The organism is Herbaspirillum hiltneri N3 (assembly GCF_001267925.1).
GTDB classification, from domain to species: Bacteria; Pseudomonadota; Gammaproteobacteria; order Burkholderiales; family Burkholderiaceae_D; genus Herbaspirillum; species Herbaspirillum hiltneri.
Genome location: NZ_CP011409.1, coordinates 3843506 through 3855551, shown reverse-complemented (window position 1 = coordinate 3855551; position 12046 = coordinate 3843506). Strand labels below are relative to the sequence as shown.

11 protein-coding genes are annotated in these 12046 nt (G+C 62.2%); 5 read left to right on the top strand and 6 right to left on the bottom strand.

Annotation, left to right across the window (positions count from 1 at the left end; genetic code table 11):
* Positions 1–70 precede the first annotated feature (70 nt).
* Positions 71–310: a hypothetical protein gene (locus F506_RS23220; RefSeq protein WP_144424084.1), complete on the top strand. Its 240-nt coding sequence runs from the start codon at positions 71–73 to the stop codon at positions 308–310.
* Complete coding sequence (locus tag F506_RS17590; protein WP_053199571.1) at positions 274–954, top strand: nitroreductase; 681 nt, start codon at positions 274–276, stop codon at positions 952–954. The genes F506_RS23220 and F506_RS17590 overlap by 37 nt, the downstream gene beginning before the upstream one ends.
* 6 nt (positions 955–960) lie before the next feature.
* Here F506_RS17590 and F506_RS17585 read toward each other — a convergent pair whose 3' ends face one another.
* The 6 genes from F506_RS17585 to F506_RS17560 all read right to left on the bottom strand — a co-directional run bounded on the left by F506_RS17585 (position 961) and on the right by F506_RS17560 (position 8186).
* The gene (locus F506_RS17585) at positions 961–2136 is read right to left on the bottom strand and encodes an acetyl-CoA C-acyltransferase (protein ID WP_053199569.1); all 1176 of its coding nucleotides are present in this window, start codon (positions 2134–2136) and stop codon (positions 961–963) included.
* The gene (locus F506_RS17580; RefSeq protein WP_053199564.1) at positions 2133–3536 is read right to left on the bottom strand and encodes an AMP-binding protein; all 1404 of its coding nucleotides are present in this window, start codon (positions 3534–3536) and stop codon (positions 2133–2135) included. The genes F506_RS17585 and F506_RS17580 overlap by 4 nt, the downstream gene beginning before the upstream one ends.
* Positions 3536–4138 (bottom strand): biotin transporter BioY, encoded by a 603-nt coding sequence (locus F506_RS17575; protein WP_053199562.1) that lies wholly within the window; start codon positions 4136–4138, stop codon positions 3536–3538. The genes F506_RS17580 and F506_RS17575 overlap by 1 nt, the downstream gene beginning before the upstream one ends.
* Positions 4139–4172: 34 nt before the next feature.
* Positions 4173–4766 (bottom strand): energy-coupling factor transporter transmembrane component T family protein, encoded by a 594-nt coding sequence (locus F506_RS17570; protein ID WP_053199560.1) that lies wholly within the window; start codon positions 4764–4766, stop codon positions 4173–4175.
* Positions 4766–5551 (bottom strand): energy-coupling factor ABC transporter ATP-binding protein, encoded by a 786-nt coding sequence (locus tag F506_RS17565; RefSeq protein ID WP_053199558.1) that lies wholly within the window; start codon positions 5549–5551, stop codon positions 4766–4768. The genes F506_RS17570 and F506_RS17565 overlap by 1 nt, the downstream gene beginning before the upstream one ends.
* Before the next feature lie 100 nt (positions 5552–5651).
* The gene (locus tag F506_RS17560; protein ID WP_053199556.1) at positions 5652–8186 is read right to left on the bottom strand and encodes an EAL domain-containing protein; all 2535 of its coding nucleotides are present in this window, start codon (positions 8184–8186) and stop codon (positions 5652–5654) included.
* A 299-nt stretch (positions 8187–8485) separates the two neighbouring features.
* Here F506_RS17560 and F506_RS17555 point away from each other — a divergent pair, with 299 nt between their 5' ends.
* Genes F506_RS17555 through F506_RS17545 form a run of 3 tightly spaced genes read left to right on the top strand, consistent with a single transcriptional unit; the run spans position 8486 to position 12045 of the window.
* The gene (locus F506_RS17555) at positions 8486–9817 is read left to right on the top strand and encodes an ATP-binding protein (RefSeq protein ID WP_053199554.1); all 1332 of its coding nucleotides are present in this window, start codon (positions 8486–8488) and stop codon (positions 9815–9817) included.
* Positions 9818–9844: 27 nt separating this feature from the next.
* Positions 9845–11194, top strand: coding sequence for an HD domain-containing phosphohydrolase (locus tag F506_RS17550; protein WP_053199552.1), 1350 nt, complete (start codon positions 9845–9847; stop codon positions 11192–11194).
* 32 nt (positions 11195–11226) lie between these two features.
* Positions 11227–12045 (top strand): response regulator, encoded by an 819-nt coding sequence (locus F506_RS17545; RefSeq protein ID WP_053199550.1) that lies wholly within the window; start codon positions 11227–11229, stop codon positions 12043–12045.
* The last annotated feature ends 1 nt before the right edge of the window (position 12046 follow it).

Below are 12046 nucleotides of genomic sequence, written 5' to 3'. Positions count from 1 at the left end.
AAATCAGCGGCGGCAGGAAGTTTGCGGGCGCTTGTTGTAGCCGCTTTGACAACTGTTTCCGGCGCGAGGATTGATTGCCCTGCAGGAAAACTCGCTCAAACATGGTGTTATCTGCTTTATTGGTGTAATTTTCCCGCAACTTCAGGGACTGTCGCGCAGGGATTGCATTTTTGATCAGCTTCCGCTGATCGCAGACGGCAAGGAAAAAGATCTGCGCAATCCGGCCGCCACAGCTTTTCCTGACAACAACATCATCACGAATAGCGCCACGCCATGCCTGACCAGAATTTCCCTTTCGCCGAACTGCTGACCCGGCGCAACTCCACACGCCGCTTCCTCGACCGGCCTTTGCCGGAAGGCATGCTGGCCGGCTTGCTGGCGCTGGCGCGGCGCGCACCGAGCGGCGCCAATCTGCAGCCGGGCGAATTCATTGCGCTCGAAGGCGATGCGCGGGCGCGCTTGTCGGCGGCGCTGGTGGAGGCTTTCCGCGCGGGTCGGCAGGAGCCGGAAGACTATTCCTACTTTCCGCAGCCGCTGCCGCAGTCCTTGCGGCGTCGCCAGGTGGCCGCCGCCAAGGAGCTGTACGGGGCCTTGCAGACCGGACGCGATGATCGCGCCGGACGTGACCGGCAGTTCGAACGCAATTTCAATTTCTTCGACGCGCCGGCGGCGCTGCTGGTGACCATAGACGCGCGCATGGGCAGCGGTTGCTACATGGATCTGGGCATGTGCCTGTACGGCCTGATGCTGGCGGCCGCCGCGCAGGGACTGGGCAGTTGCGCCATCGGCGCGCTGGCGTCATATCCGGGTTTGATCCGCTCGACGCTGGGACTGGGCGGCGAGCATCACATCGTGTGCGGCATTGCGCTCGGCTATGCCGATCCGGAGGCGGCGGAAAATACCGTGAGAACCGAACGCCTGAAGCCGGAAGAGTTTTTCAGAACCTTGCGATAGCCGTCTTCAGCAACGCTCGACGACGGCTGCAGCACCGAGGCCGCCTGCCGCCGCAATCGTCGCGAGGCCGATGGCGCCGTCCGGTGCTGCATGCCGCATGTCCGCCAACAATCTCACCAGGCTGATTGCGCCCGATGCGCCGATGGGATGACCGCGGCCGAGTCCGCCGCCGTGGCGATTGAGCTGCGCCGGCGAGAGTGCCAGTGCGTCGCAGAAAGCGATTGCCTGCGCCGCGAAGGCATCGTGCAATTCCACTCCCCACAGGTCATCGATTTTGCTCGCGATGCGCGCCAGCGCCGCCTGCGCGGCATCGATGGCGGCCAGCATCGGCGTTTCGGGCAGGCCGCCGACACTGACGCCGGCTCGCCATGCGAAATGCGGGTGCAGGTTCAACCGGCGTGCGGCGTCACGCGTCGCGATCACGACGAAGGCGGCGCCGTCGGCGCTTGGCGAGATGGCGATGCGGCTGACGGCATGGCGTTGCCGGCTCGCTTCATCGACGCTGCCGTCATCGGACATGGCCACCACCGGCATGCGCGTCAGGTGACGCTGCTCGAGCGTGCGCGGATAGCTGTCCAGCGTCGCCGCGCCGATGGCGATGATTTCATCCCGGATATGGGCGCGCGCGGCAACGGCGCGTGCATGGCTTTGGACCGCCCATGCATCCTGCTGCTCGCGCGTGATGCCGGCCGTCAATGCATGGCGCGCAGCGGCCTGCAACATGCCGGGGTCGCGCGCCGGATCGGGAGCGAAGGCGGGACTGTCGTAGGCGATCGCCGCTTCGCCCGCATGGCGCGGACGATGCAGGCGGACCGGCGCGCGGCTCCATGCCTCGACGCCGCCCGCGATGACGACGTCGGCGTTGCCGGCGGCGAGCATGCCGTGGGCGAGGGCGACGGCGTCGAGTCCGGCGCAACATTGGCTGTCGACCGACAAGGCCGGAATGCAGTCGGCGAAACCGGCCGCCAGTGCCAGCATGCGCGCCGGGTTGCCGCCTGCACCCATGGCGTTGCCGGCGATCACGGCGTCGACGGCGGTCAACGGAATACCGAAGCGTTGCAGGATGCCTTGCACGACGGGGGCGGCGATCTCATGCGGTTGCAGTTGCGACAGCGCGCCGCCGAGCGGCGTCACCGCGCTGCGGCCCCAGCCGAGGATGACGGCGTCGTCCATGGAATTCATAGCGCTTGCAGCGCCGGCATGGCCGGATCGCCGAGTTGCTGCGCCAGTTGCTTGTGATCGGTCTTGCCGCTGGGCGTCAGCGGCCAGTCGCTGCAGGCGTAGAAGCGGCGCGGGACCTTGTAGGGCTCGAGTCGCTCGCGGCACCAGGCGCTCAGCGTTTCCGGGCTGACAGGTTCACTGAGTTTCAGCAGTGCCGCCACCTGCACGCCGCGCACGGCGTCGGGGATTCCCTGCACCGAGGCGGCCGCCACGGCCGGGTGGGCGGCCAGTACGCTTTCCACCTCTTCGGGGAAAAGGTTCTTGCCTTGCGCCAGCAGCATGCGTTGTTGCCGGCCCAGCAGATGCAGGCGGCCGAATTCATCGAGATGGCCGACGTCGCGCACCGACAACCAGTCGCCGTCGCGCAGCAGCGCCGGCTGTTCGTCGCTGTCCCTGAGCGTGACGTAGTCGCTGAAGACCATCGGGCTGCGTACGTAGATCAATCCTGGGGTGTCGGGCGCCGCCGCATCGATGCGCACCTCGACGTTGCTGAACGGGCGGCCGACAACGTGGTCGGGCAGGTTGCTGTCGCTGTCGGTCCAGGCGATGAAACTGGTTTCCGAGGCACCGTAGAACTCGACGATGCGCGCCTGCGGAAACAGTTGCTGCAGCTCCGGCGTGCGGGCGCGGTTCCACGGCGCGCCGCCGATCATGAGCAACTGCACGCCGGGCATCGCCGCCAGCTTGCGCCGCTGCGCCAGTTCCAGCATCAGGATCAGCTGGCTCGGCACCGCCACCATCGCGCCGGCATCGCCGCGGGACAGCGTGTCAAGCGCGGGGCCTGCGGCGAAGCGCGACTGCAGGCGCACGCCTGCGCCGCTCCACAAGCCCAGCAGCGCGCCGAACAGAAACGTCGAATGCGACAGCCGGCCCGGCACCAGCATGGTGGCGGCAGCGCCGGCGCCGAAGCTTTCCAGGCAAATGTCGAAGCTGCTGGTCCACGAACCATGGCTGCGGCGAAAACCTTTGGGCAAGCCGCTGCTGCCGGAGGTGAAACCGATGTAGAACGGCGAGGACGAGACGGCTTCGGCGAGCGCGGTTTCGGCGCCGACACCGGCGGCTATGCGCGCCAGAATTTGTGCGCGCACCGCAGTCGGCCAGTCGGGATCGCTGACGGCGGCGGTGCGGCCGGAGGCAATGATGGCGAGAAAACTGAGCAGTTGCGCCGATGCGTCGGGCACATCGTCGACCCAGCAAACTGCGGGGGAATCGGATTGCCGCAACGCCGCCGCACGCACTGCAACCTGCTGCGCCAGCGCAGCGAAGTCGAAACGCGTGACGCCGTCGTCGATCGCCGCGGTGTGCGGCGTTGTCTCCGCCCAATGCGCCAATGGCGCGTGGACGGTGTCGAACCGGGGCATCAGTCGCGGTCCAGGCGCCAGGAAGGCATGCCGCGTGCGACGCTTTGCACGAGCACGGCGCAGACCGCGCACTTGACCAGGTCGCCGGGGACGAAGGCCAGCACCGCCAGTGTCGCTTGCGTGGCGCTCAGGTGCGCCGCCAGCATCAGGCCGATGATGCCGAACAGGTACATGACCACGATGCCGCCGATCAGCGACGACAGGAAGGCGGCGACCAGAAGACCTTTGCCTTTGGCGTCGGGCATGCGCTTCATGAACTGGCGCATGGACACGCCGCAGACAACTGCGCCGATCAGCCAGCCCAGCAGGAAACCGGCCGACGGCGCCACGAACACGGCGATGCCGCCGCGTCCGCCCGACAGCAGCGGCAAGCCCAGCGCCACCGCCACCAGGAACAGGCCGACGGTGTAGAACGCGCGCTTCGGCCCGAGCAGGCAACCGACCAGCATGATGCCCAGCGATTGCAGCGTGATCGGCACGCCGAACGGCAGGTCGATTTTCGGGATCAGGCCGAACACCGCGATCACGGCGGCGAACAGGGCGATATAGGAAAGTGAGCGGGTAGAGGTCATGGTTGCGGGAATGGCAGGAGTGGGCTTCATCGACGAATCTCTTTCGTAACTAGGAAAAGGTGGGCTAACCGCCGAGCCGCGCAGCGAGTGCATCGGCTACGCGCTCGGCAGTCTGCAGCGCGCGTATCGCCAGCGGGGCCAGCAGGCGCAGGCCGCCGCTGCGGCCGGTGCGTGCGCGATGGGCGTCGTCCAGACGCTGCCATTGCGCATGGAAATTCTCGGCGAAACGCAGCGTCAGGCCGATTGCCAGGGCGATGCGCCCGACCGGCAGGCCGCAGCGGCGCAACGGCCACAGGATGGTTTCCAGCACGGTCAGCAAGTCGTCGAAACGGGTCGTGATGGTCAGCATCAATGCCAGCATGGCGGCGGCCATGATACGCAGCGCGCTGACCATGCCGATGGCGGGATTGCCCATCGCCCAGTGGAAGCCGGCGATCAGCGCCGACACGATCAGCAGTCCGCGCAGCATGCGCCACTGGCGCCAGCCGGCCGGGCCGAGCGAGGCAAACAGCGCCAGCACCACCGCCGCAGCGATCGCAATTCCGCGCACGTCGGCGGTCAGCATCAGCACGGTGCCGCCGAGCGATAACGCGACCAGTTTGAGCCAGGCCGGTACGCCGTGCAGCCAGGTTCGCCGTGTGGAGTAGAGGCTGCGCATTACGTCGCGTCGGCCTGCGCCGCGTGTTGCAAGACTTCTGCAGCGGTATTCACGGCGCTGCGCTCGCGCACGTCCTGCGCGTAGGCGGCGCAAATTTCACGGCCCGGTCCGTCGGCGCGCAGCCTGCCGTTGTCCAGCCACAGGACGCGTTCAAAATCCTCCACGTGATCCAGCAGGTGCGTCGACAGGATGATCTGCTGGCTGGTGGCGGCGATTTGCGCCGACAGGCGCAACTGGCTCGGCAGGTCGAGTGCGGAATAGGGTTCATCCAGCAGCAGCGTGGCCGGCGTCGTGATTTGCAGCGCCATCAGGCAGACCTGCTGGCGTTGGCCCTGGCTCAGTTCGCCAACGGCGCGGTCGGCCCAGTCGGGCAAGTTGCGCGCTGCAAGGAAGTCGCGCGCCTGTTGCCGCGCCAGCTGCTTGCCGATGCCGGCGGCGGTCAGGCTGAAGGCCAGTTCTTCGGCCACCGTGGGGAAGATGATCTGGTCGTCGGGGTTCTGGAACATCAGGCCGACATGCCGCGGCAGCTTGCGGCGTTCGCCGGCGTCGCCGGTGCGGCAGCCGTGCACGCTCACGCGGCCGCTCTGCGGCTGATCCAGCCCGCAGATCAGGCGGAACAGGCTGCTCTTGCCGGCGCCGTTGTCGCCGACTACGCCGATGCGCGGCTCGGTCAGGTGCAGGTCGATCTGTTCCAGCACAATCCGGTCGCCGCGCGACAGCGTGACCGATTCCAGCCGGATGCCGGGCGTCGCCGTGCCGGCGGGGGGCAATATTTTCAGGGTCATAGAAGATGATCGGCTATCTGCGCCGTAGGGTCGCCATTATATGACAGCGGCGACCGGGGATCGGCGTGCTTGCCTGCAGGAAACGCAGCCGCCGACGGCGTCACGCGCGCAGCGTCGCTTCGAACTTTTCGAAAGCCTCGTGGATGACGGCTTCCAGTTGCGCATTGTCCCAGGGCTTGACGAGGAATTTATAGATGGCGCCCTGGTTGATCGCCTGCGTGACTGCCTCCAGGCTGGCCTGGCCCGTCAGCATGATGCGCACGGTGTCGGGAAACATGTACCTGACTTTTTCCAGCAGCTCCGTGCCCGGCATGTCCGGCATCTGCTGGTCTGTCAGGATCACGCCAATGTGATGGCGGGACAGGATGTCGAACGCGTCGGCGACCTTGCTGGCGGTAAAAATCTGGTAGCCGGAGCGGCCCAGCACCCGTTTCAGCGCGGACAGGATATTCACTTCATCGTCGACGATCAGCAGCGAGCGCGCATACGGCAGGCGGCGGATGGTATCCAGCGGCAAGGAAACATCGCGCGCCAGAAACGAGGTGCATTCTTCGGCCGACATCGCTGCACTGAAATAGTAGCCCTGGATCTTGTCGCAGCCTTCTGCATGCAGCAACTTGAGCTGATTGATGGTCTCCACGCCTTCGGCGATCACTTCCAGGCGCAGGCTCTTCGCCAGTGCGATCACGGAGCGGCAGATGGCGAGGTCGTGAGGATCGTCGACCAGGTCGCGCACGAAAGATTTGTCGATCTTGAGCCGGCCGACCGGGAAGCGTTTCAGGTAACCGAGATTCGAGTATCCGGTGCCGAAATCGTCGATCGACAGCGTCACGCCGAGCTTGCGCAGGTGGACCATGATCGCAATGCTCTTTTCCGGATCATCCATCGACACGCTTTCGGTCAGCTCCAGTTCAAGGTGGTGGGCGTCGAGCCGGGATTCTTCGAGGACGTGACCGACCAGCACGCGCAGGTTTTTTTCATTGAATTGCATCGCCGACAGATTGACGGCGATCATCACTGGCGGCAGGCCCTGGTCTTGCCATTGCTTGCATTGGCGGCAGGCTGCGCGCAGCACCCACTCGCCCAACGCCAGGATGGTTTCCGACTCTTCGGCCAGCGGGATGAATTCCGCCGGCGGCAGCAAGCCGCGTTCCGGATGGCGCCAGCGCACCAGCGCTTCGAAGCCGGTGATTTTTCCATTCTTCAACGACACCTGAGGCTGGTAGTGCAAGACCAGTTCGTCGCGCTGTATTGCCTGGCGCAGCTGGTTGGCAAGGACATGCCGCGCAGAGATTTCCTGATTGAAGCTGCGCGTATAGAACTGGGTATGCTCATACGCACTGTTTTGCGCGCGATGCAGGGCCACCTCGGAAAAATGGAACAGCGATTCCGCGGACCGGGTGTCGTCGGGATAAAGCGCAATGCCGATCTTTGGCTGGAGATGGATCTCCTCCTGGCCGGGAATCGAATAGGGAGCTTCCAGCGTGCGCAGCAGGTGCTGCACGACGGCGTCGACGTCTTCCCGCTTCACGTGTTCGATCAGCACGGCGAAGACGCGGTCGGCATATTGTGCGATGGTGGTCGGTCCCGGCGGTTTCCACGCCTGCAGCCGCCCGGCGATGGCGATTGCCAGCGCAACGCCGGCCTGCGCGCCGAGCGCATCGCGTAGACGGGCCAGTCCATTCAGCTCCACCAGGATATGCACCACCGAACCAGCGTGCGGATCGTTGCGCAATGCCGCCTGCTCAAGGCGATCGCGCAAGACGGCCCGATTCGGCAATCCCGAGATCTGGTCGAAATGGCTGAGGCGATAGACTTTTTCCTCCGCTTCCTGCCATTGCGTGATGTCGATGCCGCTCAGGATGAAGACGGTCCTGAAGTGGTCGTTCTCCAGGACGCTGACTGAACAGAGCAGCGTCCTGATTTGTCCGTCCTTGGTCAACCATTGGTTCTGGAACTGCAAGGGGAAAGACGAGCGGTCTGCGCTCAGATAGCGTTCTTTTTCATTCTGCGCCTGCGTCGGGGGGAAGAAAATATCCCAGAAACAGAGTCCCCGGATATCGTCGCTTGCGTAACCGGTGGCTTTTTCACCGGCCTGGTTGAAGCGCAATATGCGGCCTTCGGCATTAAGCATGACGCCTACCGCGCCGGCGCTGTCGAAGACGGCCGACAACAGTGTGCTTTCCGCGAACAGGATTTCCTCGGTCCTGCGCCGGATCGCGCGCTCATGGGATTCCCGCAGCGCGCGTCGCACCGAAGATGGCAAACGGGCAATGTTGTCTTTCAATACATAATCGTAAGCGCCTTGTCGCAATGCCTGAATGGCAAGTTCTTCGCCGATGGTGCCGGAAACAAAAATGAAGGGGACGTGGGGATATTGTTCACGGGTAATTTTCAGCGCGGCCAGCCCGTCGAAGTCGGGCAGCGAAAAGTCGCACAGGATGACGTCCGCCGGAGTTTGCAGGGCGGCCAGGAAATCAGCCTCGGTATCCACGCGGAGCAGGGAAGGCGCGAGACCGGACCGGCGCAGTTCTTGCTGGACCAGCTCGGCATCGTCGACGACGTCTTCGACAAAAATGATCCGAAGGCCTTCTTCCGAGTATGACGGATGTTCTGACAGGGCTGCTTTGTACATGGTGCCTATGAAAGAAGAATGAGCCAATGAGCGCGCGACGTTTCAGTTTCAATAGCAACCGGTGAGGCAGGTTCGTCGGGCTATGTTATTCCGATAGGAAGTGAAAGACAATGCGGAAGAGAATTGAATTGCCGAGCAGTAGTTTTGCTGATAATAATGTGAACTATCAACGTAAGTATCGTTGAGTAAGGGAAATCCAAAGTCGAGAAAATAAGAAAGTATTAATTTCGACTCCGGCATCACCGCTGTGCCTGTTAAGACTGTTGACGAACGTTTCGCAGGGCCTTCGTATATTTTCCATGACACAACAATTCGAAACGTTTGAATCGAGTCCCTTGTCGCCGGCCGACAGGGTGGTGGACGTCGTGCCGGTGGATATCGCACAGCGATTTGAATACCTGATTGCCAACACCCCGGCAATTATTTACAGCAGTGTCCCGTCGGGTGATTTCAAGATGACCTTCGTGAGCGAAAACGCCGCGCGCGTGCTCGGCTACGATCCGAAGGAAATGGTTGCAGATCCCAATTTCTGGTTCGACCACATCCATCCGGACGATGCGCCGGATATCTTTTCCAGCCTCGCCATGCTGTTCGTCGAAGGCGAGCGCGCCTATGAATACCGTTTTCTGACCAAGGACAAACGTTATTTGTGGATGCACGACAGTCTGCGCCTGATCCGCGACGAGAATAACAATCCGGTGGAAGTCATCGGCTCGCTGACCAATATCACGGAACGCAAATTGATGGAGGAGGCGTTGCAGCGCACCGGCGAGGAGCAGCGCAGCCTGATCAACAAGTTGAAGGAAGCACAGGAACAGCTGCTGCAATCCGAGAAAATGGCCTCCATCGGCCAGCTTGCCGCCGGCGTCGCGCACGAGATCAACAACCCGGTCGGGTTTGTCAGTTCCAACATGAAATCATTGCAGACGTATGTCGACCAGTTGCTGGACGTCATCGCGCGGCAGGAAGCATTGCTGTCGGACGACAGCCTGAGCGAGGACCTGCGGCAGCAAGCGCGGCAACTAAGCGCCACCGCCGATCTCGCGTACCTCAAAGGCGACGTGGTCGAGCTGATCGCCGAGTCGCTGGACGGCCTGAAACGGGTCAAGGACATCGTCCAGTCGCTCAAGGATTTTTCTCATGTGGGAGAAAGCGACTGGCAAATGGTGGACATCCGGAAAGGCCTGGAGAGCACCATCACGATCGCCAACAACGAATTGAAATACAAGACCGTGATCGAGCGGCAATACGGCGAGCTGCCATTGATCAAGGGGCTGGCGTCGCAGCTGAATCAGGTCTTCATGAACTTGCTGGTCAACGCCGCGCATTCGATCGCCGAACGCGGCACCATCCGCATCCGGACCGAATGCAAGGAGGATTGGGTCTATATCCAGGTGGAGGACACCGGATGCGGTATTCCTCCGGAAAACTTGTCGCGCATCTTTGAACCGTTCTTCACGACCAAGCCGATCGGCAGTGGCACCGGGCTGGGCCTGTCACTGTCTTATGGGATCGTGCAAAAGCATGGCGGCCGCATCGATGTCCAGAGCGAGATCGGCGTGGGAACGCGTTTTACGGTGTGTTTGCCGGCGACGCAAATCAAGGAAAAACTCCAGCAAGACGCTGGTTGAATCGGGTTTTAGTCAAGAGGATCCTGTATGTCGAATATCGCTATTGCCGCCACTGATACGAAAACGGAAAACGCATTGCCGCCGCCGGTGATCTTGCTGGTCGATGACGAGGCCAGCATCTTGTCGTCGCTCAAGCGTGTGTTGCGGCCGAAGGGATATACCTTGATCACCGCAGAAAGCGGCGCCGAGGGTTTACGCTTGCTGGAAGAACATCCGGTGGACCTGATCGTTTCCGACATGCGCATGCCGGAGATGAGCGGAGCCCAGTTTCTCGGCAAGGCCAAGGAACGTTTCCCTGAGGTGATGCGGATCTTGCTGACTGGTTATTCTGAAATCACGGCGACGATTTCGGCCATTAACGACGGCGGCATCTATCACTATTTGCAGAAGCCGTGGGATGAACAGGATCTCCTGCTGACGATACAGCGTGCGCTGGAACAGCAACATCTGAAAAAAGAGGCGGCGCGGCTCAACGACCTCGTGCGCAAACAGAACGAAGAGCTCCAGACGTTCAACGCCCGCCTGGAAAAGCAGGTCCAGTCGCGTACCGAAGAAATTCGCCAGACCGTCATGTTCCTGGAAAGCAGCCAGGCCGAGATCAAGCTCAATTTCCTGACGATGCTGAAGGTCTTCTCGAACATGATCGAACTCCGTTCGGGCATGCTCGGTGGGCAATCGGATCGTGTCAGCGGACTCTCGCGCAAGCTCGGAAAGAAATTCAAAATGCATGACGTGCAGTTGCAGGATCTGGCGATCGCCGGGCTGCTGCATGCGATCGGCAAGATCGGCTTGCCCGACGAGTTGATCCGCAAGCCGCTGGAAAAGATGTCGGGCGAAGAGTCGCGCACCTTCATGGCGCATCCGGTGAAGGGACACATGGTGCTGACGCCGGTGAGCGCCTTCGACGAGGTCGGTCGCCTGATCCTGTATCAATACGAACGTTACGACGGGCGCGGCACGCCCGAGGGCATGAGCGGCGAGGCCATTCCCCTGGGCTCGCGCATACTGGCGGTCGCTCGCGACTTCGAGGCGCTGCGTTCGGGCGCGATCGCGACGTTGCCGCTGCCGCTCGACAAGGCCGTCCAGCTCATCAAATCCCAAAGCGGTCACCGCTACGATCCGGAGGTGGTGCTGAATTTTGTTGCATTGGTTGAAGAAGGGGATTCCGCGGTGGCGGAACGCGCCCGCGACATCAAGTCGCGCGACCTGGAAGTCGGCATGCAGCTGGCGCAGGACCTGCGCACCAAGGACGGCGTGCTGCTCATCGTGCGCGACTCCACCATCACCGCCAACAACATCATGCAGATTCGCAAGTTCGAGCAGCTCGACGGATCGTCGCTCGAGATATCGGTCAAGATACTGGACAACGCGGCATAGCCTCTCAGTTCACTCATCCGGAGGTCAACATCATGCTGGAGCAAACAGTTGCCGAGCGGTCGCCGCGGACCTTGCTGCTGGTGGACGACGAGATCAACATCCTGTCGGCGCTGAAGCGTTTGCTGCGTCAGGACAAATACGACATCGTCACTGCCAACAACGGCCAGGAGGCGCTGGAGGCGCTCAAAAACGGACCGGTGGACGTGATCGTCACCGACCAGCGCATGCCGGGCATGACGGGAGTGGAATTTTTGCGTCTGGCGAAAGAGTCCTATCCCGACACGGTGCGAATCGTGTTGAGCGGCTATACGGAATTGCAGTCGGTGACCGATGCGGTCAATGAAGGCGCCGTGTACAAATTCCTGACCAAGCCGTGGGATGACGGCCAACTGCGCGGCCACGTGGCGGAAGCGTTCAGGCGCAAGGAAATGGCGGACGAAAACCTCCGATTGCAGCAGCAATTGCAACTGGCCAACCTGGCGCTGGAAGACACCAACAAGGAGCTCGACAGACTGTTGAAGGTTCAGGAGGAACGCATCGAGACCGACGAAGTCAGCTTGAGGGTCATCCACGAAATCCTCGAGCACTTGCCGACGCCGATATTGGGCATGGATGATGAAAAAAATATCGTCTTCGTCAATGCCGCGGCGCAATCGCTGTTCGGTGAAACGATGCTGTTGCTCGGCATGAAAATGGAGGCGGCGACTCCCGCTCTGCTGCCGGCATGGGAACTCAATAGCGAGGAAGTCGCCATCAACGGCCGCGTCTACAAAGTACTGACTCATCCGATGGGACGCAACTCGCGATCGCGAGGCAAGCTGATGACTCTGATCAAACTAACCGACGACTGAC